The organism is Azospirillum sp. NS33 (assembly GCF_059703765.1).
In genome coordinates this window covers 20,929-44,966 of the sequence record NZ_BAAKJB010000040.1, presented here as the reverse complement: position 1 = coordinate 44,966, position 24,038 = coordinate 20,929, and the positions used below count along the sequence as shown (strand labels likewise).

25 protein-coding genes are annotated in these 24,038 nt (G+C 73.1%); 14 read left to right on the top strand and 11 right to left on the bottom strand.

What is annotated here, in order from left to right; translation table 11 throughout:
- Nucleotides 1–49 precede the first annotated feature (49 nt).
- Nucleotides 50–1,852 (bottom strand): methanol/ethanol family PQQ-dependent dehydrogenase, encoded by a 1,803-nt coding sequence (locus AC6H2I_RS26015; RefSeq protein WP_497503681.1) that lies wholly within the window; start codon nucleotides 1,850–1,852, stop codon nucleotides 50–52.
- A 311-nt stretch (nucleotides 1,853–2,163) separates the two neighbouring features.
- On the opposite strand from AC6H2I_RS26015, the gene AC6H2I_RS26010 reads away from it, so the two are divergent.
- The 5 genes from AC6H2I_RS26010 (at nucleotide 2,164) to AC6H2I_RS25990 (ending at nucleotide 6,098) form a co-directional block, all read left to right on the top strand.
- On the top strand, nucleotides 2,164–3,123 hold the full coding sequence (locus tag AC6H2I_RS26010; protein ID WP_497503680.1) for a quinoprotein relay system zinc metallohydrolase 2: 960 nt from the start codon (nucleotides 2,164–2,166) through the stop codon (nucleotides 3,121–3,123).
- Nucleotides 3,124–3,146: 23 nt separating this feature from the next.
- The gene (locus AC6H2I_RS26005; RefSeq protein ID WP_497503679.1) at nucleotides 3,147–4,067 is read left to right on the top strand and encodes a quinoprotein dehydrogenase-associated SoxYZ-like carrier; all 921 of its coding nucleotides are present in this window, start codon (nucleotides 3,147–3,149) and stop codon (nucleotides 4,065–4,067) included.
- Nucleotides 4,068–4,195: 128 nt separating this feature from the next.
- Nucleotides 4,196–4,507 (top strand): hypothetical protein, encoded by a 312-nt coding sequence (locus tag AC6H2I_RS26000; protein WP_497503678.1) that lies wholly within the window; start codon nucleotides 4,196–4,198, stop codon nucleotides 4,505–4,507.
- Nucleotides 4,508–4,544: 37 nt separating this feature from the next.
- Nucleotides 4,545–5,090, top strand: coding sequence for an SRPBCC family protein (locus tag AC6H2I_RS25995; protein ID WP_497503677.1), 546 nt, complete (start codon nucleotides 4,545–4,547; stop codon nucleotides 5,088–5,090).
- The gene (locus tag AC6H2I_RS25990) at nucleotides 5,091–6,098 is read left to right on the top strand and encodes a YVTN family beta-propeller repeat protein (RefSeq protein WP_497503676.1); all 1,008 of its coding nucleotides are present in this window, start codon (nucleotides 5,091–5,093) and stop codon (nucleotides 6,096–6,098) included.
- 63 nt (nucleotides 6,099–6,161) lie between these two features.
- Here AC6H2I_RS25990 and AC6H2I_RS25985 read toward each other — a convergent pair whose 3' ends face one another.
- The 6 genes from AC6H2I_RS25985 to AC6H2I_RS25960 all read right to left on the bottom strand — a co-directional run bounded on the left by AC6H2I_RS25985 (nucleotide 6,162) and on the right by AC6H2I_RS25960 (nucleotide 12,733).
- Complete coding sequence (locus AC6H2I_RS25985) at nucleotides 6,162–6,500, bottom strand: EAL domain-containing protein (RefSeq protein ID WP_497503675.1); 339 nt, start codon at nucleotides 6,498–6,500, stop codon at nucleotides 6,162–6,164.
- Nucleotides 6,501–6,727: 227 nt separating this feature from the next.
- On the bottom strand, nucleotides 6,728–7,228 hold the full coding sequence (locus AC6H2I_RS25980) for a PAS domain-containing protein (protein WP_497503674.1): 501 nt from the start codon (nucleotides 7,226–7,228) through the stop codon (nucleotides 6,728–6,730).
- Between the two features lie 44 nt (nucleotides 7,229–7,272).
- Complete coding sequence (locus tag AC6H2I_RS25975) at nucleotides 7,273–7,794, bottom strand: GNAT family N-acetyltransferase (RefSeq protein WP_497503673.1); 522 nt, start codon at nucleotides 7,792–7,794, stop codon at nucleotides 7,273–7,275.
- Between the two features lie 79 nt (nucleotides 7,795–7,873).
- Nucleotides 7,874–10,600, bottom strand: coding sequence for a NahK/ErcS family hybrid sensor histidine kinase/response regulator (locus AC6H2I_RS25970; RefSeq protein ID WP_497503672.1), 2,727 nt, complete (start codon nucleotides 10,598–10,600; stop codon nucleotides 7,874–7,876).
- Nucleotides 10,563–11,759, bottom strand: a complete 1,197-nt coding sequence (locus AC6H2I_RS25965) for an FIST N-terminal domain-containing protein (RefSeq protein WP_497503671.1) — start codon at nucleotides 11,757–11,759, stop codon at nucleotides 10,563–10,565. Before AC6H2I_RS25965 ends, AC6H2I_RS25970 begins: the two co-directional genes overlap by 38 nt.
- Before the next feature lie 158 nt (nucleotides 11,760–11,917).
- Entirely contained in the window at nucleotides 11,918–12,733 is an 816-nt protein-coding gene (locus AC6H2I_RS25960; RefSeq protein ID WP_497503670.1) for a DeoR/GlpR family DNA-binding transcription regulator, read from the bottom strand.
- 129 nt (nucleotides 12,734–12,862) lie between these two features.
- Between AC6H2I_RS25960 and AC6H2I_RS25955 the strand changes: the two genes are divergently transcribed.
- The 8 genes from AC6H2I_RS25955 (at nucleotide 12,863) to AC6H2I_RS25920 (ending at nucleotide 18,975) form a co-directional block, all read left to right on the top strand.
- A complete protein-coding gene (locus AC6H2I_RS25955) occupies nucleotides 12,863–13,492 on the top strand; it encodes an SLOG cluster 4 domain-containing protein (RefSeq protein ID WP_497503669.1) in 630 nt (209 codons plus the stop codon).
- Between the two features lie 106 nt (nucleotides 13,493–13,598).
- Complete coding sequence (locus AC6H2I_RS25950) at nucleotides 13,599–14,384, top strand: ABC transporter permease (RefSeq protein ID WP_497503668.1); 786 nt, start codon at nucleotides 13,599–13,601, stop codon at nucleotides 14,382–14,384.
- Nucleotides 14,381–15,448, top strand: coding sequence for an ABC transporter ATP-binding protein (locus AC6H2I_RS25945; protein ID WP_497503667.1), 1,068 nt, complete (start codon nucleotides 14,381–14,383; stop codon nucleotides 15,446–15,448). The genes AC6H2I_RS25950 and AC6H2I_RS25945 overlap by 4 nt, the downstream gene beginning before the upstream one ends.
- Nucleotides 15,445–16,533: an extracellular solute-binding protein gene (locus AC6H2I_RS25940; RefSeq protein ID WP_497503666.1), complete on the top strand. Its 1,089-nt coding sequence runs from the start codon at nucleotides 15,445–15,447 to the stop codon at nucleotides 16,531–16,533. Before AC6H2I_RS25945 ends, AC6H2I_RS25940 begins: the two co-directional genes overlap by 4 nt.
- A gap of 26 nt (nucleotides 16,534–16,559) precedes the next feature.
- The gene (locus AC6H2I_RS25935) at nucleotides 16,560–17,384 is read left to right on the top strand and encodes an ABC transporter permease (RefSeq protein ID WP_497503665.1); all 825 of its coding nucleotides are present in this window, start codon (nucleotides 16,560–16,562) and stop codon (nucleotides 17,382–17,384) included.
- The gene (locus AC6H2I_RS25930; RefSeq protein ID WP_497503664.1) at nucleotides 17,371–17,991 is read left to right on the top strand and encodes a TIGR00725 family protein; all 621 of its coding nucleotides are present in this window, start codon (nucleotides 17,371–17,373) and stop codon (nucleotides 17,989–17,991) included. The genes AC6H2I_RS25935 and AC6H2I_RS25930 overlap by 14 nt, the downstream gene beginning before the upstream one ends.
- A 121-nt stretch (nucleotides 17,992–18,112) precedes the next feature.
- Nucleotides 18,113–18,544 (top strand): Xre family toxin-antitoxin system antitoxin, encoded by a 432-nt coding sequence (locus AC6H2I_RS25925; RefSeq protein WP_497503663.1) that lies wholly within the window; start codon nucleotides 18,113–18,115, stop codon nucleotides 18,542–18,544.
- Nucleotides 18,544–18,975, top strand: a complete 432-nt coding sequence (locus AC6H2I_RS25920; RefSeq protein WP_497503662.1) for an RES family NAD+ phosphorylase — start codon at nucleotides 18,544–18,546, stop codon at nucleotides 18,973–18,975. Before AC6H2I_RS25925 ends, AC6H2I_RS25920 begins: the two co-directional genes overlap by 1 nt.
- Before the next feature lie 24 nt (nucleotides 18,976–18,999).
- Here AC6H2I_RS25920 and AC6H2I_RS25915 read toward each other — a convergent pair whose 3' ends face one another.
- The gene (locus AC6H2I_RS25915) at nucleotides 19,000–19,905 is read right to left on the bottom strand and encodes an SDR family oxidoreductase (RefSeq protein ID WP_497503661.1); all 906 of its coding nucleotides are present in this window, start codon (nucleotides 19,903–19,905) and stop codon (nucleotides 19,000–19,002) included.
- Nucleotides 19,906–20,033: 128 nt separating this feature from the next.
- Between AC6H2I_RS25915 and AC6H2I_RS25910 the strand changes: the two genes are divergently transcribed.
- Entirely contained in the window at nucleotides 20,034–20,993 is a 960-nt protein-coding gene (locus AC6H2I_RS25910) for an AraC family transcriptional regulator (protein WP_497503660.1), read from the top strand.
- 24 nt (nucleotides 20,994–21,017) lie between these two features.
- Here AC6H2I_RS25910 and AC6H2I_RS25905 read toward each other — a convergent pair whose 3' ends face one another.
- From AC6H2I_RS25905 to AC6H2I_RS25895, 3 genes are all read right to left on the bottom strand, one after another.
- A complete protein-coding gene (locus AC6H2I_RS25905) occupies nucleotides 21,018–21,956 on the bottom strand; it encodes a ParB/RepB/Spo0J family partition protein (protein WP_497503659.1) in 939 nt (312 codons plus the stop codon).
- Complete coding sequence (locus AC6H2I_RS25900) at nucleotides 21,949–22,899, bottom strand: AAA family ATPase (RefSeq protein ID WP_497503658.1); 951 nt, start codon at nucleotides 22,897–22,899, stop codon at nucleotides 21,949–21,951. Before AC6H2I_RS25900 ends, AC6H2I_RS25905 begins: the two co-directional genes overlap by 8 nt.
- Nucleotides 22,900–23,005: 106 nt before the next feature.
- Nucleotides 23,006–23,908 (bottom strand): LysR family transcriptional regulator, encoded by a 903-nt coding sequence (locus AC6H2I_RS25895; protein ID WP_497503657.1) that lies wholly within the window; start codon nucleotides 23,906–23,908, stop codon nucleotides 23,006–23,008.
- Nucleotides 23,909–24,038 lie beyond the last annotated feature (130 nt).

The following is a 24,038-nucleotide window of genomic DNA, read 5'->3' as shown; positions in this document are numbered from 1 at the left end:
CGGCGCTCCCCCCGGAAGGGGATGCGCCGGGGCAAGGCCCCAGTGAGGGTCAGTCGACCGTGAACACCGTCAGCGTGCCGCCGAGCTGGGTGTAGCTGGACAGCTGCTTGTAGGCGCCCACCGCGCCCAGGCCGGCGGTGTCCTCGGACAGGCCCGCGGCCATGCCGATGCCGGCCCAGCCGCCCACGCCCGACAGCACCGCGACGTACTGCTTGCCTTTGTGGGTGTAGGTGTTGATGTTGCCGATGATGCCGGACGGCGTCTTGAAGCGGTACAGCTCCTTGCCGGTTTCGGCGTCGACCGCCTTCAGGTAGCCTTCCAGCGTGCCGTAGAACACCACGTCACCCGCCGTCGACAGGGCGCCGCTCCACACCGAGAACGGCTCGGGGATCGACCACTTGATCTTGCCCGCCGAGGCGTCCCAGGCGATGAAGTTGCCGAGATGGTCGCCGCCCGGCGCGGGGTACATGCTGAGCGTGGCGCCGACATAGGGCTGGCCGGCCACGTAGGACACCTGGAACGGCTCGTAGTCCATGCAGACGTGGTTGGTCGGCACGTAGAAGGTGCCGGTCTTGGGCGAGAAGGACGCCGGCTGCTGGTCCTTGGTGCCCAGCGCCGCCGGGCAGATGCCCTTGGAGTTGGTGTCCTCGCCGTTCTGGTGGGTGCTGTACTGCGCCACCACCTGCGGCCGACCGGTCTTCATGTCGACGTGGGTGGCCCAGTTCACCGCGGGATCGTACTTCTCGGCGACCAGCAGGGCGCCGTTGGTGCGGTCCATGGTGTAGGCGAAGCCGTTGCGGTCGAAGTGGACCAGCGCCTTGGTCGGCGTGCCCTTCACGTCGATGTCCGCGAGGATCATCTCGTTGACGCCGTCGTAGTCCCACTCGTCGTGGGGCGTCATCTGGTAGACCCACTTCGCCATGCCGCTGTCGGCGTCACGGGCGAAGACGGTCATCGACCAGCGGTTGTCGCCGGGACGCTGCACCGGGTTCCAGGTCGACGGGTTGCCGGAGCCGTAATAGACAAGGTTCAGCGCGGGATCGTAGGTGAACCAGCCCCAGGTGGTGCCGCCGCCGATCTTCCACTGATCGCCTTCCCAGGTGGCGGTGCCGCTGTCCTTGCCGACCGGCTCGCCGAGGTGGGTGGTCTTCTCCGGGTCGAGCAGCGTGTCGCTGTCCGGACCCATGGAATAGCCCCGCCACACCTGCTTGCCGGTCTTGATGTCGTAGGCCGTGAGATGGCCGCGCACACCGAACTCACCGCCGGACGTGCCGACGAAGACCTTGTCCTTGACCACCAGCGGGGCGGCGGTCAGCGTCTCGCCCTTGCTGGGATCGCCGTTGGTGACCGACCACACCTTCTTGCCGGTCTTGGCGTCGAGCGCCACCAGGTTGGTGTCGGCCTGGCTGAGGAAGATCTTGCCGTCACCGTAGGCGACGCCGCGATTGACGGTGTCGCAGCACATCACCGGGATGACGTTCGGGTCCTGCTTCGGCTCGTACTTCCAGATGATGCGCCCGTTGTCGTTCAGGTCGAGCGCGTAGACGATGTTCGGGAAGGGCGTGCTGAAGTACATCACGTCCCCGACCACCAGCGGCCCGCCTTCGTGGCCGCGCAGCACGCCGGTCGAGAAGGTCCAGGCGACCTTCAGATCCTTGACGTTGTCCTTGTTGATCTGGTCGAGCGCGCTGTAGCGCTGGCCGGCGTAGTTGCCGAGCGGCATGACCCACTGGTTGGGGTCCTGCTGCAATTTCAACAGTTCGTCGTTGGCGAACGCCGCACCGCCGGCCGCCGTCATGGCCGCGCCGACGACGGCGCCGGCCAGCAGAACGGCCCTGAGCTTCCCTGTCATCTGGTTTCCTCCCGCATGTTCGTTCAGCACTCGGGCGACGAAGGGCAGACGGCAGGCATGCCGTCGTCACGCTTCTCTGAGGCGCGCCTCGCAGACGAAGCGGATATTGCGTTGGCCATGCGAGCGAAGTGCCAGGAAGTGACGGTTAGAGACTGGCGCGGCCCTTCATTGCACCAAGAGCATACGGGCGACCGCCGACGTTTCAAATTGTACCTTCGTCCAATGGTTTGCATGCCGTGCATTGGTTTACAGTAAGTAACATGGAATCGTTGTTCTCTTGCGCCGGCCGCCGCCGTCCCGGTGCCCGGCGCGTGGCGGTGTGGCTGATCGCGGCGGGCCTGGCCGGTCTGGGGGCCGGCCCGGGGGCCGCGGCGGACGCGCCGTTCGGCGCTGCGGCGGACGCGCCGCCCGGCGCTGCGGCGGACGCGCCGCTGGCGGTGGCGGAGGTCGCGCCCGGGGTTTGGGTGCACCAGGGTGTCCATGCCGAGATCGACGCGGGAAACCAGGGCATGATCGCCAACGTCGGGTTCGTGGTCGGCGACGATGCGGTGGCGGTGATCGACACCGGCGGCAGCGCGGCCGGCGGGCGCCGCCTGCGCGCGGCGGTGCGCGCCGTCACCGGGCGGCCGATCCGCTACGTCGTCAACACCCACGTCCACCCCGACCACATCTTCGGCAACGCCGCCTTCCTGGCCGACGCCCCGGCGTTCATCGGGCACCGCGGCCTGCCCTCGGCCCTGGCCCGCCGCGGCGCCCACTACGCGGCGGCGCAGCGCGCGGCCTTCGGGGCGGAGGCCGCAGCCGTGGTGGGGCCGACGCGGCTGGTGGAGGACCGCCTCGACCTCGACCTGGGCGGCCGCACCCTCACGGTGCGCGCCCACCCCACGGCGCACACCGACAACGACCTGTCGGTGTTCGACCCGCACACCGGCACCCTGTTCGCCGCGGACCTGCTGTTCGTCGAGCGGGTGCCGGTGGTGGACGGCAGCGCGCTGGGCTGGCTGTCGGTGCTGGACGGCCTGGCCGCCCTCCCCGCCCGGCGCGTCGTTCCCGGCCACGGGCCGGTGTCGCTCTGGCCCGAGGCCCTGGCCGGCGAGCGCCGCTATCTGGAGGCCCTGGTGCGCGAGATCCGCGCCCTGCAGAAGGCCGGCGGCACCATCGAGGAGGCGGTGACCAGCGTCGGCCGCGGCGAGGCCGGGCGCTGGGCGCTGTTCGACGCCTACCATGGACGCAACGTGACCGCCGTGTTCGCCGAGCTGGAGTGGGAGTGACCCTCAAGGAAGGAGGCCGTGCCATGACACGCCACCATGCCATCCGCCGTGCCGTCCGCCGCATCATCGCCGCCCTGGGCGCCACCTGGGGCACCGCCGGGAGTGTCGTCCGGGGCGCCGCCCTGGTGGCCGCCCTGTCGGCCGCCCCGGCGGCCGCCCCGGCGGTCGCCGCCGACCCCGCCACCCCCGCGCCCGACCCCCTCGCCCGTGACGACGGGCGCTGGGCGGAGATCCGCGTCGCGCTGTTCGGCGACCGCGCCATCGAGGACGCCGGCGACCGGCTGGTGCTGGAGGCGCCGCAACGCGCCCTGGACGCCGCCATCGTGCCCGTGTCCTTCACCGCCCGCGCCCCGCACAGCAGCCCGGACGGGGTGACCCGCGTCCACCTCATCATCGACAACAACCCGGCGCCGCTGGCCGCCGTCTTCCAGTTTCCGCCGGGCGGCGCGGCGCCGGCCATCGCCACGCGCGTCCGCATCAACGCGTACACGCCGGTGCGCGCGGTGGCCGAGACCGCCGACGGCCGGCTGCTGATGGCCGAGCGCTTCGTCAAGGCCTCGGGCGGCTGCTCGGCGCCGGCCGGCAAGGACCAGGAGGCGGCAATGGCCCGTCTGGGGCGCATGAAGCTCAACGGTGTCGCCGGCGCCGAGGCGGGCCGGCCGGTGACCGCCCAGCTCCTGGTCAGCCACCCCAACAACTCCGGCCTGCAGTTCGACCAGATCGCCCGCACCTACGTCCCGCCCCACTACGTCACCGAGGTGGCGGTGGCCCATGCCGGCCGGCCCCTGTTCTCGGTCGCCTCCGACATCTCGATCAGCGAGGATCCCAGCTTCCACTTCACCTTCGTGCCCGACGGACCGGGCGATCTCACGGCCCGCGTCACCGATACCGAGGACACGGTCTTCCAGGGGGCGTGGCCGGTCGCCGCCGGGTCCGGCGGGTGACTCCCCGCGTTCGCGATTGAACCAAAGTACCGTTGCGGCGCGCGCTCGGCCCGGCACACACTTCCGTCGAATAACGGGCGCCGGTGCGCAAAAGGCGGCCCGACGACAAGCGGCGGGAGGACAGGGCGATGGATGGTGTTCGCGAAGACCCGGCGATCGCGCAGCTCATGGCGTCTTCCATCGGCGGCGCGAAGGATTTCGGACTGCGCGAGATCCTGGCGCGCCATCTGGGCTCCTGGGTGCGGGTGAACCTGGCCGACATGGGGCAGTTCCGCCGCGCCGCGATCGTCGGGGTGGGGCGGGATTGCGTGACCGTCTACGACGGGGAACGCAGCTACACCCTCGCCTTCTCGTCGGTCCTGGCGGTTTCGGAGACCGTCGAGGCCGGCGACGTGGCGGTGGTGGTCAACCCGCTGGCCGTCACCCGCCGCTCCATCTGATCCGACACGGACGTTCACGAAGAAGAGGACACGACTCATGAGAGGACTGGGGCTGCTGCTGGCCGCCACCACCGCCGCGGTCGTCGCGGCGACGCCGATGCACGCCGACGCCCACGGCCCGACGCGCCAGAAGGTGACCAAGACCGTCGCGGTCGCGGCACCGCCGGAGACGGTGTGGGCGCTGATCGGCGACTTCGGGGCGATGGAACGCTGGCACCCCGTGGTGGAGACGACGGAGGCGACCGACGGCAACACCCCCGGCTCGGTGCGCGTGCTCACCCTCAAGGGCGGCCCGACGATCACCGAGACCCTGGAGAAGCACGACCCCAAGGCGATGATGTACTTCTACCGCATCACCGACGTGGACATCGACGTGCTGCCGGTGACCAATTATTCGTCCTGGCTGTCGGTCAAGCCCGGCGACGGCGGCGGCTCGGTCGTGGAATGGAAGGGTGCGTTCTACCGCGGCTATCCCAACAACGACCCGCCCGAGAAGTACAGCGACGACGCCGCGCGCGCCGCGGTCTCCGGCGTCTACGAGGCCGGCCTGGCCAACATCAAGACCCTGGCGGAACGCAAGTAGATGGCGGCGCCGGCGATCGCCGCCGTCCTGGCCGTTCTCCTGCTCGGCGGCCGCCCGGCGGCGGCGCAGCTCGCCTGGATCACCAACCAGGCCGCCAACACCGTCTCGGTGGTCGACACGGCGACCCAGACGGTGGTGGCGACGGTGCCGGTCAGCGGCGCCCCGGCCGGGGTCGCCGCCGGACCCGGCGGGCGCCACGTCTTCGTCACCGGACCGGACGACCGCAGCGTGCAGCGCATCGACGTGGCGGGCCGGGTGGTCGACCTCCACCGCGCCGTGGGCGAGGGGCCGCTCGGCCTGGCCGTGGCCGGCGACGGCAGCCGCGTCTACGTCGCGGACTGGTACGGCAACCGCCTCTTCGTGCTCGACGCCGACAGCCTGGAGACCCGCGCCGAGATCCCGGTGGGCCGGGCGCCCGCCGGGGTGGCCGTCGCCGCCCGGCGCGGCCTGGTCCTGGTCGCCAACCGCGACGACAGCACCGTGTCGGTGGTGGCGGGCGAGCGCGTGGCGGCCACCGTCCCCGTGGGCAACCATCCGTTCGGCCTGACCGTCGGTCCCGGTGAACGCCGCGCCTGGGTCGCCAACGTCGGCAGCAACGACGTCAGCGTGCTCGACCTCGACACCCTGGCGGTGGTGGCGACCGTTCCCGTCGGCGCGATGCCCTACGCCGTCGCGGTCACCCCCGACGGCGGGCTGGCGTTCGTCACCGACCAGCTCGGCAACGCGGTGACGGTGATCGACACCGCGACCCTGGCGGTGCGCGCCACCATCCCGGTGGGCGAGTACCCCGAGGGCATCGCCGCCCACCCCGACGGCCGCCGGGTGTTCGTCGCCAACTGGTTCAGCAACGAGCTCAGCGTCATCGACACGGCCACCCTGGCGGTGGTCGCCACCATTCCCACCGGCGACGGCAGCCGCGCCTTCGGGGCCTTCATCGGACCGGCCACCGGCCCGGCCGCGGCGACCGACCCGCCCCCGCGCCGTGACCCGGTGTCCCCGTTGCCATAGGTCGAGGGGGCCCGGCCCCGCTGTCGCCCCCGCGGCACCGAGCCACAGGCGGGCCGGACGGGATCATTGCGCCACCGGAACGGACGGGGCGGGGGCCGCGAGGGCCATCGGGTGGCCGCCGACGGTGAGGCTGGCGACCGGCGCGGGGCGGCCGATCAGAAAGCCCTGGACCTGGTCGCACGCCTCGTCCTTCAGCATCTGGAACTGGGCCGGGGTCTCGACGCCCTCGGCGGTCACGGTGATGCCGAGACTGCGGACCAGGGCGAGGATGGTGCGGATCGAGGAGGCCGCGCCGTCCCGCCGGAACGGCACCGGCGACAGGTTGACGGCGACGCGCACGTCGTTCGGCCACGACACCGCCTCGCGGCAGGCGGTGCGCAGCACGTAGTCGCCCAAGGGCATGATCAGCCCGGCTTCTTCCGCAAGCGGAATGAAATCGGACGGGGGGAATCATGCCATGCTCGGGATGCTTCCACCGAACCAGCGCCTCGAAGCCGCCGACCGCCATCCGCTGGCCGCCCAGGTCGAGGGAGTGGACGCCGACGCAGTGGCCCTGCCGCCCGGCGTTGCCCAGCGCCACGTCGATCCGGTATCGAAACAAGGTTCGGTTGGGAAGGCCCGTCAGCGCGTCATGGGTGGCCATGCGGCGGATCGCCGCGCGATGCTCCGGTGCCACGAACTCCAGAACGGACCGGCCGATGAAATGCTTCTGGGGGGTGCCCGAGCAGGCTGGCGAACGCCCGGTTGGCGTCGAGGATGACGCCGCCGCGGTGGATGATGATCCCCTCCGAGGTCGCGTCGGCGCGTTGCCGGAACCGCTCCTCGCTTGCCCGGAGAAGGGTCGTGTCGCGAGCGGAATGATCGGCGAGGCGCTGGTCGACGGCGGGGCTCGCCAGGCTGAGCGCCATGATCACCGTCGCAATCACCGCGACCGCGGCGGCCGGCCATGCCGATGCCCGGCGCCCGGTCGACGGCACCGGCAACGGGTCGGGGGGCAGCACGGCCGCGGGCATGCCGGTGACGTGCAGGCCGCGGATGGCGGCCGCCAGCAGCACCGCGCGGCACACCGGGCGCTGGTGCCGGCGAACAACCTTCACGAAAAGGTTGTGACTGCCCGTGCGGGTCGACAACGGATGGACGTGCGGCGCCGGCCCTCGACGCGCGTGGCGGCGGGCTACGGGCGCTTGGATGACGTGGAGCGCCCGGCAACGCTCTGGCGGGGCGGCGGCGCCTCGCGCGCCAACCGCATGGCGACGTGAGGGATGCCGACGTCGTCGTAGGGTTCGCCGGTGCGGCGGAACCCGAAGCCGGTGTAGAATCCCTCCAGGTGGAGCTGCGCCCCGATCGCCACGGGGTGGCCGGGCCAGGTCTCGTCCAGGCACTCCAGAGCGGCGGCGACCAGGCGCCGGCCCAGGCCCGTGCCGCGCGCCGCGGGGTGGACCGCCAGCCGGCCGAAGCGGACGGCGGCGACCGGCCCGGTCTCCGGCGCGCCCTCGGGGCCGAGGCAGCGCACGCAGCCGATCGGCGCCCCGTCGCCGGGCGACAGGGCGACGAGGTGGATGGCGCCGGCATCCTGGCCGTCGATGTCGGCGTAGGGGCAGGCCTGCTCCACCACGAACACGTCCTGGCGCAGGCGCAGCAGGTCGTGGACCGCGCGGGCGGTCAGGGTGTCGAAGGTCACGCGTCGGATGTCCATGGCGGCGGTCCCGGGGGCTGGTGGCGGGTCGGCGCCGATGCTCCCACGCCGGCGGCCGCGGGGCAAACGCCGCGCCGCCCTACACCCCGCGGCGGTTCAGCAGGTGGGCCACGGTGGCGCGCAGGCGGGCCGGCTTCACCGGCTTGGACAGCAGCTGATGCCCGTGCTCCTTCACCGCGGCCTGCATCTGCGGGGTGCGGTCGGCGGTGATGACCACGGCCGGGATGTAGCGGCCGCAATGCTCGCGGATGGTGCGGATGGCGTCCAGCCCGGTGCGGTTGTCGTGCAGGTGGAAATCGGCGACGATCAGGTCCAGCGCGTCGCGCCGTGCGCCGATCACCGCCCTGGCCTCCTCCTCCGTCTCCACCGTCAGCACCTCGCAGCCCCATTCCTGGAGCAGCGAGGCCATGCTGGTCAGGGTCGCCGGCTCGTTGTCGATGACCAGCAGGGAGGCTCCGGCGATGGCCCCGGCCCCCTTGGCCGGGCACGGCGGCGCCCCCGGTTCGATGAAGCTGCGGTCGCCGTAGGGGACGCGCACCGCGAACATGGAGCCGCGGCCCGAGGTCGAGCGCAGCAGCACCGGGTGGTCGAGGCGGCGGGCGATGCGCTCGACGATGGCCAGGCCCAGGCCGGCGCCCCGGCTCAGCTTGTCGGACCCGCCCTTGAGGCGGCGGAACTCCTGGAACACCTCCTCCAGCTTGTCCGGCGGGATGCCCACCCCGGTGTCCCAGACGCCGATGCGCAGCCCCTCGGCGTCGCGCCGGCAGCCCAGCACGACGCGCCCCGAGGGCGTGTAGCGGATGGCGTTGGTCAGGAAGTTGCGCAGGATGCGCCCCAGCAGGGCGGCGTCGCTCTTCACCACCAGGCCGCAGGTGTGCACCTTGAGGGCCAGCCCGCGCTCCAGCGCCAGCGGCTGGAACTCGGTGGCGAGGTGGCGCAGCAGGGTGTCGAGCTCGAAATGGGCGATGCAGGTGGGCAGCACCCCGGCGTCCAGCTTGGACATGTCGAGGAGCGTCGTCAGCATCTCGTCGACCGTCTCCAGCGACTGGGTCAGGTTGTCCACCAGCTCCATGTTGCGCTGGCCCAGCCGCCGCTCGGCCAGCGCCGCGGCGAAGACGCGGGCGGCGTTCAGGGGCTGCAGCAGGTCGTGGCTGGCCGCCGCCAGGAACTTCGTCTTCGACAGGTTGGCCCGCTCGGCCTCCGCCTTGGCGATGCGGAGCGCGACCTCGGCCGCGGAGCGCTCGGCCACCTGCTGGCGCAGCTCGTCGTTGACGGTCGTCAGCTCCGAGGTGCGCTCGGCGACCCGGCGCTCCAGGGTGCGGTTGGCCTCTTCGAGCTGGGACGCCGTGCGCTTGCGCTCGGTGATGTCCTGGATCAGCGCGAAGAAGCCCTGCACCGTGCCGTCGGGGGCGCGGTGCGGCACGTAGATGGCGTGGGCGTAGGTCGGCCCCTCGCCGCCCCGGCCGTCGCGGTCGGGCAGGTCGGAGACGAAGTCGAACTCCTGGGGCTCGCCCTTCAGCACCTTTTCCACCTGGGGCTGGCGCAGGCTGTACTGCCGGTCGTCCAGCACCTCGGCCATGCGGCGGCCGTCGATCTCGCTGCGCGGCCGCCCGAACCACCCCTCGTAGGCCTTGTTGGTGAAGCAGTAGCGCTCGTCGGTGTCGAGGTAGGCGATCAGCGCCGGCATGGCGTCGGTCACCAGGCGGATGCGCCGCTCGCTGTCGCGCAGCGCCTCCTCGGAATGGCGGTGGTCGGTGATGTCGGTGTAGGTGGTGACGAATCCGCCGGTGGGCATCGGGTTGCTGCGCACCTCCAGCGCCCGCCCGTCGGCGCAGGCGATCTCCAGGGAGCGCGGCGGGAAATGGCGGGCCGCCTTGAGGTCGCGCTCCAGCTCGCGCGGCGCGATGGCGTCGTCGGTGAACTGGCGGCGCACCGCGGGGATGTGCAGGAACTCCTCCAGCGCGGCACCGCTGTGCAGCCGGTCCTCGGGGATGCCCAGCAGCTCGGCCAGGCGGCGGTTCCAGGCCACCAGCTCCAGGTTGGCGTCGAACACCGACACCGCCTGGGAGAGGTTGTCGAGGGTCGCCTGCAACAGCGTCGACTTGGCGGCCAGCTCGCGCTCCCGCCGCCGCCGCTCCAGCGCCTTGATGGACGTCACGTCGCTGTGGATGCCGACCGACCCGCCCTCGCGGGTCTGGCGCTCGGAGATGCGCAGCCAGGTGCCGTTGGCCAGCTCCAGCACCAGCGGCGTCTGGCGGAACCGGCGCCGCGCCCGCATGTCCAGCCAGCGCCGCGCCTCCTTGTCGTTGCGCACCAGGGCGCCGTCGATGGCCTGGGCGATCAGCCGGTCGAACGGCTCGCCCGGCCGCAGCACCTCGCCCATGCCGCGCCACAGCTCGCGGAACTTGGCGTTGAAGACGACGATGCGGTCGTCGACGTCGCACAGCACGAAGCCGTCGGAAACCGCCTCCAGGGCGTCGTTCAGGCGGTCCTGCGCGGTCTCCAGCTCGCGTTTGGCCGCCTGCAGGTCGCGGATCGAGCCGGCATGGTCGCGCAGCACCGCCTCCAGGGCGCGGGTGCGCTCGCGGACCTGCTGCTCCAGCAGGGTCGCCGTCTGGAACAGGGCGAAGGCGCTGCCATGCAGCTCCATGTTGCGCTCGACCCGGTCCATCAGCGCCGTGTTCACCCGGGTCAGCCGCTCCACCTCGCTCTCCAGCGCGGCGATGCGTTCGGCCGCGGCGGGATCCGGGCGGCGGTCGCCGGCGGGGTCAGGCCGGCCGATCCGTTCCAGGGTCGAACTGGGCAATCGCCACTCCCGTGAAGGTCTGGTTGATGTGCATGGATTTGAACTGCTCGCCGTAGGTGCAGAAGCCGACGACGTTGTTGTCGGCGAGGATGCGCCCGGCCTGGGCGGTGAGCTGCTTCTGCTGCAGCTCCAGGAAGCGCAGGATGCATTCGCAGCCGATCACCAGCTGCAGGGTGCCCAGCCGCTCGCGCAGTTCGGCCAGGCGCCGCTCCAGGTCCTCGATGATCCCGATGTTCCGGCCCAGGCGCAGCACCAGCCCCTCGTCGATGGCGCACATGAAGGTGAGGCTGCCGTCCGGGTTCACCTGCTGGATGGAGCGCACGTAGTTGCCGCCGCCCGAGCGCACCAGCAGCGGGTTGGCGGCGAACACCGCCGGCGTCAGCTCCTCGGGGCCGACCCCGGTGAGGCGGGCGTACTCGGCCGCCGCCGGGCGGCCGTTGATGCCGTAGACGATGCGCCGGTCCGGCGCCGCCGCGGTCACCACCAGGCGCTTGTCGGACGCCACGAAATGCTCGGTCTTGAACACCTCGAAGGGGTGGTGGGTGGCGACGAGGATGAGCACGGCGCTCTTGTCGTGGAATCCGTCGCCGTGCAGCACCCAGCTGTTCTCGAACGCCAGGTCGTCGCCGGCCGAGCCGCCGACCAGCGGGATGTGGCCGAGCACGCTCTGCAGCGAGCTCACCACCGTCTCCTCGCAGCACGACAGCCCGTCGATCAGCAGCATGGCGAAGATCTGCACCGGCCGGCGGGCCGGCTGGGTGCGCTCCGACATCTCGTCCAGTGCGTCGTCCACCAGGGTCTGGCCGCGCTCGATGCCGAAGGTGGTCAGGTCGTCGATGCGCCGCGTCACCGCGAAGAAGTCGGGGCGGCCCAGGCCGATGCCGATGATCGAGTTGGCGGCGTAGCCGTCCGGCGTGATCTCCCGGGTGGTGGTGCAGCCCGCGATCTCCGCCTCCGGCCAGCGCGCCCGCAGCGCCGGGCCGAGGCGTGCGCGGTCGGAGGTGGCGGAGCAGAAGAACAGCATCAGCGACGGGTCGTCCTGCTGCAACCCCGCCGCCAGCTCCTCCACGGCCTCCGCCGCGTCGGTGCGGCGGGTGACCGCCAGCCGCACGCAGGACGTCCCGGCGCGGTCCTGGAGCGTCGCCCCGGAACCTTCCATGGCCTTCCCCCCTTCGGTCCGCCGGGTCCCCCTCCCCGGCGGTCGGCGGGCGGCGCGGCGGCATTGTGTTCGTTGACGGATAATATGATCGCCCAACAGTGATCCTGCAAGGGTGTGCGGGCCGGCCTGGCAGGGCGCGTCGGGTGGCGCGCCGGCCGTCAGCCGATGACGAGCTCGACCGCGCCGGCGTCGAGCAGGTCGGCGACGCGCCGCGGCGGCGGTGCGTCGGTGACCAGGCAGTCGAACTGGGAGGGCGATGCCACGCGGACCAGGGCCGAGCGGTGAAGCTTCGAGGCCTCGCCGACGGCGGTCGTCCGGCGCGCCGCGGCGAGGGCGGCCTGCTTGACGGCGACCTTCTGCAGGTCGAAGTCCATCAGCGTGGCGTCGTCGTCGATGCCGGAGAAGCCGATCACCGCCAGGTCGAACCGGAAGCGGCGGAGACTCGCGGTGGCCATGTCGCCGATCAGCGAGCCGTCGGCGCCGCGCAGGATGCCCCCGGTGACGACCACCTCCGCGCTGGGATGGCCGGCGAAGACCATGGCGGCCGGCAGGCTGCTGGTGACGATGCGCAGTCCGGAATGACCGGTCAGCGCCCGGGCCACCGCCTCCACCGTCGTGCCGACGTCGAGGAAGAGCGCCGCGCCGTCGGGAACCGTGGCCGCCAGCCGCTCGGCGATCCGACGCTTGGGCTCGGCCGCCCGGCCGCGCTTTTCGGTGTAGCCGAGGCGCACCGTCGCCTCGCGCGGGCCGGCACCGCCATGGAACCGCTGCAACAGCCCCGCCCGGTCCAGGCGGATGATGTCGCGCCGGATCGACTGGGCCGACACGTCGAACTCCCGCGCCAGCGCGTCGACGGTGGCGAAGCCCTGGCCGGCGACGATCGCCAGGATGCGTTTCTGCCGGGCGGTCACGCCGGCCGCCGCGCCCGGCCCGGCGTCGCCGTGGTCGTCGGTGGAATCGGCGGCATCGTGCATCGGTCGATCCGGAAGTGAAGGCGGCGGGCGCGACGATCCTATATCGCCATGGCGGCGGCGGCGATGGTAATCTGCCGCCGCGCGTGTTGGTTTTCTTCCATATGAGCGGCGCCCCCGGACGGAACGACCATGTCCACCCTCCTGCATTCGCCCGGCCAGGGCTCCCTGCACCGCGAGACCGCGCGATTCGACGGCTGGTCGCTGCGCTGGAGCGAGGCCGGGCCGCCCCCCGGCGACGCGCGGCCGGTGGGGGCGGTGGCGGCGCTGGGCCTTCTCTACGGTGGGGCGGTTCCGGCCCGCCGTGTCCCGCTGGGCGTCATCGGCCCGCGCGACGCCACCGACGCGCAGCGCCGGCTGGCGGACCGCCTCGGCCACCGGCTCGGCGAGCTGCGGATACCCCTGCTGACCGGGGGCGGTGCCGGCATCATGGACGCCTGCAGCCGGGCCTGTCTGGCGGCCGGCGGCTTGCCGCTGGCCCTGCTTCCCGGCGAGGACTGGCGGTGGGCCAACGACGGTGTGGCGGTGCCGATCGCCACCGGGCTCGGTTCCGCCCGCAACGCGGTGATCGCCCGCGCGGCGCTGGCCCTGGTGGCGGTCGGCGGCGGTTACGGCACCCTGTCGGAGATCGCCTTCGCCCTCCATTTCGGGCGCCCCGTCTTCGGCATCGGCGATCCCCCGGCGGTGGACGGACTGCGGCTGTGCGCCGATGTGGAGGAGGTTCTGGAGGGGGTGGCGGCGGTCTATCTGGGCCTCGGCTGACCGGCGCCAGGCCGCCGAAGGAATCCGGCGGCATGTCATCAAACGGTCATTCCGGCGTGATATGTAAGTTTTCGTTCAGAACGCCTGATCGGACGGGAACGCCGCCGTGGCCATCGTCACCTGGATCTACCTCGCCTATCTCCTCGCCCCGATGCTGCTGCTGGCGCTCGGCTCGGTGGGGGAGGCCTGGACCAACACGCTGCTGCCGACCGGGCTGACCGGGCGCTGGTACGCCGACCTGCTGGCCGATCCCAGCTTCATCCGCGCCTTCCGGTCCAGCCTGATCGTCTGCGCCGCGACCTGCGCGGTCACCGCCGCCATCGGGCTGCCGCTGGCCTACGCCATCTACGCCACCGCCCATCGCGGCGTGCGGGTGGCGGCCCGCATCCTCTACCTGCTGCCGATCGCGGCCCCTCCCCTGGTGCTGGGCTTCGGCTTCATCCTGGTCTTCTCCTCCGACGCCCTGCCCTTCCTCGGCAGCACCTGGCTGCTGGTGGCGGCCCATGTGGTGCTGACCCTGCCCTATCTGATGCAGACCCTGGTCGCCGACATGCGCCACCTCGACCTGGCCACGCTGGAGGCGGCCGCGGAGTCCCTGGGCGCCGGAGTCTGGGCGCGGTTTCGCGACGTGGTGATCCCCAGCGTGCGGCACAGCCTCGCCTCCGGCCTGATCATGGTGGCGGCGCTGTCGATCGGCGAGTTCCAGATGTCCAACCTGATCGCCGGCTTCCTGTCGCGCACCTATCCGGTGGTTCTGCTGCAGGCCTTCTACGGCGCCACCGGCTTCGCCTGCGCGGCGACCATGGTGCTGCTGGTGCTGGCCGCCCTGGCCGCCGTCGCCTCGGCCAAGGCCGGGCACGGCGTCGCGGTCGCCGGGAGGGCCGTGGCATGAGCGTGTCCATCGAGGACGTCGCCTTCCGTTACGCACCCGGCGGCGCCGGCGTCGAGGGGGTGACGCTGCCGGTGGAGACCGGTGCGTTCTGCGCGGTGATCGGCCCGTCGGGCTGCGGCAAGAGCACCCTGCTGAAGCTGGTCGGTGGCTTCCTGTTCCCCGACCGGGGCGCCATCCGGATCGCCGGCCAGGACATGGGCCGGCGGCCGCCCGCCGGCCGCGAGCTGGGCGTGGTGTTCCAGAGCTACGCCCTGTTCCCGCACATGAGCGCGCTGGAGAACGTCGCCTACCCGCTGAAGCTGCGTGGCCTGCCGGCGGCCGAGCGCCGCCGCCGGGCCGGCGAGGCGCTGGAGCGCGCCGGCCTCGGCGCCCTCCTCGACCGCGCCCCGGGCCAGCTCTCCGGCGGCCAGCAGCAGCGCGTGGCGCTGGCCCGCGCCCTGGTGTTCCGGCCGCGCGCCCTGCTGCTCGACGAGCCGCTGTCGGCCCTGGACGCCGCGCAGCGGGCGGCGATGCGCGACGAGATCCGCGCGGTCCAGCGCGAGCATTCGATCGCCACGCTGCTGGTGACCCACGACCAGGAGGAGGCGCTGTCGATCGCCGACACGGTGGCGGTGATGGCCGAGGGGCGCCTGCTCCAGCTCGCCGCGCCGCGCGACCTCTACGACCGGCCGGCCAACCGCTTCGTCGCCGGCTTCGTCGGCCACGCCAACCTGTTCGACGGCGTGGTGCGCGGCCCGGCGCGGGTCGACACGCCCCTGGGTCCGCTGGCCTGCGCGGCCCACGGCCACGCCGACGGCGCGTCGGTCACCGTCCTGATCCGGCCCGAGGCGGTGCAGCCGCTGCCCGCCGGCGCCGCCGGACCGGAGGTGAACCGCTTTTGCGGCCGGGTCGTCCGCGACCGCTTCCTCGGCGCGCTGCGCCGGTTCGACCTGGCCGTGGACGGGGGACTCCTGGTGGGGGAGACGGCGTCGCGCGACGCCGTCGCCACCGTCCACGTCGCTCCCGACCGCATCCTCCTGCTTCCCGCCGACCCACCCCAACGAACCGAGAGAGCCGCGCCATGAGGACCAGCATCGCATTCGCCGTTGCCGCCACGCTCGCCGCGAGCCTGCCGGCCACCGCCCAGACGGTCACCGCCCAGACGGTCACCGACGGTCCGGAGCTCTATCCGGGCGAGAAGGCGCTCTACGCCAAGGCCGCCGAGGAGGGGATCGTGGTCTCCTTCGACACCGGCCCGACCTGGGCCAACTGGCGCGCCCTGTTCAACGCCTTCAAGGCGCGCTACCCCGATGTCGAGATCACCTACAACGACCTGGGCTCCGCCGCGACGGTGGTGGCGCTGGACAAGGCCCGCGGCCGGCCGCAGGCCGACACCGCCTACTACTTCGCCGCCAGCGCCGTCGACGCCGCGGCCAAGGGCCTGCTGGAGCCGTTCGAGCCGGTCAACCACGACGCCCTGCCCGCGGTGTTCCGCGACGCGGACTCCCGCTGGTTCACCATCCACTCGCTGACCGTCGGCTTCTGCGTCAACGCCAAGCTGGTCCCCACCCCGCCGACGGGCTGGGCCGACCTGCTGAAGGCCGACTACAAGGCCTCGGTGGTCTACCTCGACCCGCGCTCGACCGGCCAGGGCCAGGTCGTCGTCTTCGCCGCCAACGCCGCCAACGGCGGCGACACCGACAACGTCCAGCCCGGCATCGACTACCTGGGCAAGCTGCACAAGGCCGGCAACGTCCTGCGGATCGAGGGCACCACCCCCTACGCCAAGTTCATCAAGGGTGAGATCCCGATCTGGATCGCCTACGAGAACGACTGCCTGAAGGCCCGCCACACCGACGGCATGGCCGATGCGGTGTCGATCGTGCCGGCCGAGGCGTCGGTGACCGCCCCCTACGCCATCAGCCTGGTCAAGAACGGACCCAACCCCGACGCCGGCAAGCTGTGGCTGAACTTCACCATGACCGAGGCCGGGCAGCGCCTGTTCGCGGAAGGCTTCGTGCGCCCCGCGGTGCCCGGCGTCGCGCTGCCGGCCAGCGTCGCCGACAAGATGCCGGCGACCCCGCAGGTCAAGCCGCTCGACGTCACCGCCGCCGCCGCCCGGAAGGCGGAGATCGACGCCGGCTGGGCCAAGGCGGCGCTCGGCAACTGATGCGGACCGCGACGAGGGGGGGCGCCATGGCGCGCGGCACACGCAACCTGGCCCTCGGCCTGCCCGGGCTGGTGGTGCTCGCCCTCTTCTTCGGGCTGCCGCTGGCGGCCGTCGGGGTGGAGGCGTTCGACGACGGCGCCTTCGCCCGCTTCGTCGCGCGCGCCGACATGCTCGACGCGCTGGCGCGCTCGCTGGCCCTGGGGACCTCGGCCGGCGCCCTTTCCCTGGCGGTCGGGATGGTGGTCGCCCTGCATCTGTCCGGCCTGCCGCCGGCCCGGCGGGCGGTGGCGCAGGTGCTGATCGCCCTGCCGTTGACCTTTTCCGGCCTGATCGTCGCCTACGGGTTCATCCTGGTGCTGGGCCGGGCCGGTTTCGTGACCCTGCTGCTGGCCCGCCTCGGCCTCGACCCCGCCGCCATCGCCGCCCTGCTCTACAGCGAGCCCGGCCTGGTCATCGCCTACGCCTACTACCTCATCCCCCGGGTGGTGCTGATCCTGCTGCCGGTCTTCGCCAATTTCGACCGGCGCCAGCTCGACGCCGCGGAATCCCTGGGGGCCGGGCGTCTGCGGGCGCTGGTCGACGTGATGGCGCCCCAGGTGGCGCCGACCGCCTTCGCCGCCTTCTGCCTGGTGGTCGCGGTCGCCGTCGGCGCCTACGGCACAGCGCTGGCCCTGGTGGGCAGCCAGATCAACATCCTGCCGCTGCGCCTCTACAGCCTGGTGTCCGACGCGGGCACCGATTTCCCCCTGGCGGCGGCGGTGTCGCTGGTGCTGCTGGCCATCTGTTCCCTCATCATGGCGGTCGCCGAGCTGACCGTCGCCGCCACCGAGAGCACGCATGTTCGCCATTGACGCCGACACCGGCCGCCTCCTGCACGGCGGCCGCGCCTTCGACCCCCGCACCCGGCGCTGGGAGCCGATGCAGGCCCCGCCCTTCGTCGAGCGCGTCGGTGCCGAGCGCGCGCTGTCCTGGCTGCAGCGCGACAGCGGCCATCCGGAGCGCGCCCCGGTCGGCGTGATCGGCCCGCGCGAGGCCACCGCGGCGCAGGCGGCGGTCGCCGAGACGGTCGGCGCGCTGCTGGGGCGCTGCGGATTGACCCTGGTGTGCGGCGGTCATGGCGGAATCATGGAGGCGGCGTCGCGGGGTGCGGCCCTGGCCGGCGGCGTCGTCGTGGGCCTGCTTCCGGGGGACGACGCCGATGCCGCCAACCCCTTCGTCACCATCCCCGTGGCCACCGGCATCGGCGAGGCCCGCAACGCCGTGATCGCCCGGGCCAGCCGGGCCGTGGTCGCGGTCGGCGACAGCTACGGCACGCTGTCGGAGGTGGCGCTCGCCCTGCGCTTCGGCAAGACGGTGTTCGGCCTGGCCGGTGCCGCCGCGGTCGACGGCGTCGTGCAGCTCCCCGACGCCGCGGCGCTGACCGCGGCGCTCGCCCACACCCTCCTGCGCCTGGAGTGAGGGGCGGACCCCAGCTTGCCCGGCCTGCCCGGCCTCCGGCAATCCCGGACCTTTGGTGCCTTGCGCCCGACCGGCCATTTCGCCATGTTATAGGGGCAAATGGCCGAACGAGGAAACGTCCGTGATCGATCCAACGCGAACGGCAGAGATCGTCGGTGGCCGGCCGGTCATGGGGCGCGCGATCCATGGCGGCCTCGACCTGGTCCGCGCGGTCCGTCAAGGCTTGCCGGTTGCGGCCGTGCAGCACCTGCTCGATACGGGCCGACTGACGGCGGGAGAGATCGACCGGGTGGTCTTGCCGCGCAGGACGCTCGCCAACCGCCGCAAGGTCGGCTCGCTGACGCCCGAGCAGTCCGACCGGTTGCTCCGCGTCGCGCGGGTCGTGGCCCTGGCGGAGGACACGTTCGGAACCCCGCCCAAAGCCGCTGCGTGGCTGCGCCGGCCCACAACGGTGCTGGCCGGCGAACGCCCGCTTGACCTGCTCGACACCGACGAGGGCGCACGGGAGGTGGAGACCCTGCTCGGGCGCATCGCGCACGGCATCGCTGCCTGATGCGGGCATGGCGGCTCTGCCGTGCGCCTTTCGCCGACCTGACGGGCGAGGGTGCGCGGCGGTTTGGGGGGCGTTGGAACACCCCCGGACACCCGCTGGTCTACGCGGCCTCGACCGCGGCGCTCGCCGTTCTGGAGGTGCGCGTTCATCTCGATCTCCCCCCCGATCTGATCCCAGAGGACTACGTCCTGCTCGCCATTGGCCTGGATGACCTGCCGGTGGAAGCCGTGACGGACCTGCCGGACGATCCGCGCGCCTTTGGCGACCGTTGGTTGGCCGAGCGCCGCACCCCGGTTCTCCAGGTGCCGTCGGCGATCGTGCCGGAGAGCGCCAATCTCCTCCTCAATCCCGCCCACCCGCTGGCAACCGGCGTCGACGTCCTCTCGACTCGGCGGTTCTCCTTCGACCCGCGGCTGTGGGCCTCCCGCTGAGGCCCGTCCGGCGGCCGGTCCGACTCACGCGGGCGGTGCGAAGTAGTCGGTTCCGAGCAGATCGTCCAGCAGGCCGGGTCCGGTCGGCCGCCAGCCCAGCCGCTCGCGGGTGAGGTGGCTGGAGGCCGGTCCGTCCAGCGCCGCGAAATGGGCGAACCAGCCGAAATGGCCGGCCGCCTCCGCGGCGGGCAGGCTGGCCACGGGCACGCCGAGGCCGCGGCCGATCGCCTCGGCGATGGTCCGCATCGGCACCCCCTCCTCCTCCGCCACGGCGTGGAGGCGGGGTTCGGGGGCGGCCGCCTCCAGCGCCAGGCGGTAGAGCCGGGCGGCATCGCGGCGGTGCACTGCCGGCCAGCGGTTGGCGCCCTCGCCCACATAGGCCGAGACGCCGGTGCGCCGCGCCAGCGCCACGAGGTGCGGCACGAAGCCGTGGTCGCCGGCCCCGTGCACGGAGGGCGGCAGGCGGACCGACGTCACCCGCACCCCGCGCGCCGCCACCGCCTCCGCGGCCTCCTCCGAGGCCATGCGGGGGCTGGTGGCGGTCGCGGCGGTGGCCCGGTCGTCCTCGGTCAGCGCCCGCCCGACGGAGAGGATGCCGGTGGCGGAGGTGACGATCAGCGGGCGCCCCGTGCCCTCCAGTCCGGCGCCCAGCGCGGCGACGACGCCGCGCTCGATCGCGCAGCTCTCCTGGTAGCGGGTGAAGTCGTGGATGAAGGCGGTGTGGACGACCGCGTCCGCCTCGGCGGCGGCGCGGCGCAGCCCGTCGGTGTCGGTGAGGTCGCCGCGCCGCACCGTGGCGCCCCGCGTGGCGAGGCCGGCGGCGGCGGCGTCGGAGCGCACGAGCCCGGTCACCCGGTGGCCGGCGGCCAGCAATTCCTCCACGACCGCCGAGCCGACGAAGCCGCTGGCGCCGGTGACGAAGACATGCATGGGCGTGATCCTTTCGCGCAATCTGTGGTCCGGCTGGTGCCGTGGCCTGGCCCCGACGATAGCGGTTCCGGCGGTACGATCCATGCTGTAGGCTCCGGAACACCGTCGCGATCGTCCGGAATGGCCCCATGGACCCGCTCTCCGATGTGCTGTCCCTGCTGCGCCCGCGTAGCCTGCTGTCGGCCGGCCTGGACGCCGGCGACCCGTGGGCCATCGGCTTTCCCGGGGCGGCGGGGACCATCAAGTGCGGCGCGGTGGTGAGCGGCGCCTGCCGCCTCGCCATGGACGGGGTGGCCGGCGCGGTGACGCTGGCGGCCGGCGACTTCTTCCTGCTGCCGCACGGCCGGCCGTTCCGCCTGGCCGGTGGGGCGTCGGTGCCGCCCGCCGACGCCGCGGCGGTGTTCGCGCCGGCGCGCGACGGCGGCATCCTCGTCCACAACGGGGGCAGCCGCCCCGGCGCCGGCGCGGTCCTGGTGAGCAGCCGCTTCTCCCTGGCCGGCGATCACGCCGCGGTCCTGCTGGGCATGCTGCCGGCCGTCGTCCACCTGCGCGGCAGCGCCGAACCGGCGGGGCTGCGCGGCTCGGTCGAGCGCATGATGCGCGAGCTGCGCGAGCCGCGGCCGGGCGGCACCCTGGTGCTGCAGCACCTCGCCCACCTGATGCTGGTCCAGGCCCTGCGCGACCACCTGGCGGCGGCGCCGCCGGGCGGAGTCGGCTGGCTGTTCGCCCTGGCCGACCGGCGCATGGCGGCGGCCATCGCCGCCATGCACGGCGACCCGGCGCACCGCTGGACGGTGGAGGCGCTGGCGCGGCGGGCCGGCATGTCGCGCTCCAGCTTCGCCCAGGCGTTCCGAACCAGGGTCGGGGTCGCGCCCATGGAGTATCTGACGCGCTGGCGCATGACGCTGGCCGCCGACCGGCTGGCCCGCGGCGGAGAGCCCGTGTCGGTGGTCGCCCCGGCGCTCGGCTACGAATCCGACAGCGCCTTCAGCGCCGCCTTCAAGCGGGTGATGGGCCGCTCGCCGCGCCAGCACGGCCACCGCTCCGGTGGCGCGGCGGCATCGGACCTCCGGTCGGGACCCGCATAGGGCTCCGGACGCACCGGCGCCGCCTCATCCGCCGTGGAGCAACCCGTCGATGGCGCGCCGGCAGGCGGCGAGCTGGTCGTCCAGGGTACGCAGCCGTTGCGCGTCGGCCCGGGAGAGACCGCCACCCTGCCCGCCCAGCGCCGCCAGCCCGGCCTCCAGGTCCCCGGCGAGGGCGGCCAGCGCCGCGACGCCCCCGCTCCCGCTCCGCCCGGCGGCGCCCGGGGCCGCGGGCGGCGTTCTCCGGCCCCCCTCCCCCGCCCGCCCCTTGCGCGTGTCGCGCGCCGCGCGCACGGTCAGCCGGCCGTCGCGGGCGCGCTCCCACACGGCGCGCTGGTCGGCCTCGGGGGTGCGGGCGATCTCCAGCAGCAGCGCCTTGGGCAAGTCCGCGTGCGACGTCACACACTCCGTGCGGATGGCGGGATCGAGGCGCAGCAGGGAGAGCGTCGTGTTGACCTCGGTGCGCGAGCGGCCCAGCAGGTCGCCGGCCTGCTCCTGGCTGTAGCCGTGGCGGTCGATCAGGCGCTGGATGCCCTCGGCCTCCTCCACCGGCGACAGGTTCACCCGCTGCAGGTTCTCGATCAGCGCGATCTGGTCGGCATCGGTGTCGGCGGGCAGGATGTGGGCGGCGATGGTGGCGAGGCCGGCCAGCCCGGCGGCGCGCCACCGCCGCTCCCCGGCGATCAGCAGGTAGCGCCGCGGCTCCGCCGGGTGCGGCTTGACGAGGACGGGGGAGAGCTGGCCGACCGCCTCCAGGGACGCCGCGAGCTGGGCCAGCTCGGCGTCGTCGAAGAAGCGGCGGGGCTGCTCGGGGTTGGGCGCCACATCGCCCAGGCGCAGGGCGACGGTGTCGCGCAGGCTCCCGTCGCCGCCGAACAGCAGGTCGCCCCCTGCCCCGCCCCTCACCCCGGCCAGGCCGCGGGCCAGCGCCTCGCCGCCGGCCGCCTTGCGCCAGTTCCTAGTCATCGGCGATCTCCCGGGCGATGGCGCGGTAGGCGCCGATCGAATGGCTGCGCGGCAGCACGCGGATCGGCAGCTCGCCGGCGTAGGTGGCCTGGTCGATCTCGGTCGAGCGCGGCACCGGCTCGAAGATCCGCACCCGCCCGTCGAGCAGCGCCTTGAGGTCGCTCAGCACCTGCTGCTCCACCGCATAGCCGCGGTTGAACATGGTCGGCAGGATGCCGAGGATGCCCAGCGACGGATTCTGGCGTCGCTTGATCTTGCCCACGGTGTCGAGGATCAGCGGGATGCCGCGCACGTCGTAGCGGCTGGCCCGGGTCGGGATCAGCACCCGGTCGGCCGCCACCAGCGCCGTCACGGTGATCAGCGCCAGCTCGGGCGGGCAGTCGATCAGCACCACGTCGTAGTCGTGCTGCACCGCCTCCAGCCGCTCGCGCAGCACGTAGCGGCCGTCGTCGGGGTCGAGCAGGATCTTGATCTGCGCCTCGGCCAGGGCGATGGTGCAGGGCAGGATGTCGAACCGCTCGCGCGGCACGATGGCGGCGTGGATGTCGGTCTGCCCGAACAGCACGTCCTCCAGGCCGCGCCGCTCGTCCTGCACGGCGATCGGGTCGATGCCCGCGCCTTCGGTGGCGGTGGCCTGCTGGTCGGCGTCGATCACCAGGACGCGCCGCCCCAGCTCCCCCAGCGCGTAGGCGAGGTTGAGGGCGGTGGTGGTCTTGCCGACGCCGCCCTTCTGGTTGGCGACGGCGATGACGCGGGCGGGGCGCGAGGCCTCCCCCGCCAGGAACTCGGCCACCTTCGCGGGGATGCGCTCGCCCCCGGATTCCCAGCGGCTGATGGTGGCGTTGTCGTATTTGCGGCCGAGCCGGCCGTTCAGCCATTGAGCGAAGCCGGCCTGGCTCTCGCCGCGGCGTTCGCGCAGCGCGCGCAGGGCATCGGGGGGCATCGGGCACCGCCGGATCGGGGGAGGAGTCGGGTTGAGGGTTGCCTCAAATCGTCGCCCCTGTCAAGGCACCGCCGGGGTGTGCGGCGTCGCACACCCCGGCGCCGCCCTACCCGGCGGTGCGGCGCCACTGCCGGACGAAGGCGACGAAGGCGGCCAGCGTCGGCGGTGGCTGGCGGCGGCTGGGGTAGTAGAGGAAGGGCCCGGAGAAGGGCTCGCACCACGCCTGCAGCACCGGCACCAGCCGGCCTGCGGCGACGTGGTCGCGCACGTAGCCCTCGAACGTCGCCAGGAATCCGATGCCGGCCAGGGCGGCCTCGATCTGCAAGGAGGGTTGCCCGGCGGCGAAGCGCAGGGGCGGCGCCACCCGCACCGCGCGCCCCTCGCGCTCGAAGTCCCAGGCCAGGCGCGCGCCGCTGGCGAACACCGTGCCGATGCACGGCCGGGTCAGCAGCTCCTCCGGCTCCTGCGGCTCGCCATGCACGGCCAGCAGCGCCGGCGCGGCGACCACCTGGTAGCGCTCCGGCGGGCCGAGCGACACCGCCACCATGTCCTGGGCCAGGGTCTCCTCGTAGCGCACCCCGGCGTCGAAGCCGGCGGCGACGATGTCGACCAGGGCGGCCTCGACCACCACCTCCAGCTCGACGCGGGGATGGGCGGCCAGGAAGGCCGGGATCATCGGCTTCAGCACCAGGTCCACCGCCGGGGCGGGCGCGTTGATGCGCAGCCGCCCGGTGGGCTCGCCGGGCAGGCTGCGGATGCGGTCCAGGGCGTCGCCCACCGTGCGCAGGGCGGGGCCGACCGCGTCCAGCAGCCGCTCCCCCGCCTCCGTCGGCGCCACGCTGCGGGTGGTGCGGTTCAACAGGCGCACGCCCAGCCGCGCCTCCAGCTCGCGCAGGCGCTGGCTGAGGCCGGAGACCGAGACGCCCAGCTCGCGCGCGGCGCGGCGGAAGCTGCGGTGGCGGGCCACGGCGACGAAGGTGGTGAGGTCGCGCAGGTCCGGCTCGGTCATGGTCGGCTCCCGTCGGGCGGCGGCATTGTCCATGTGGTCGAACAGAGCATTCGTGATTGTCCATCTTAACGCACGCCGTGGCCACGGCCTATGGTCAATCCACGGCGGCACCGCCCGTCCAACCACGCGC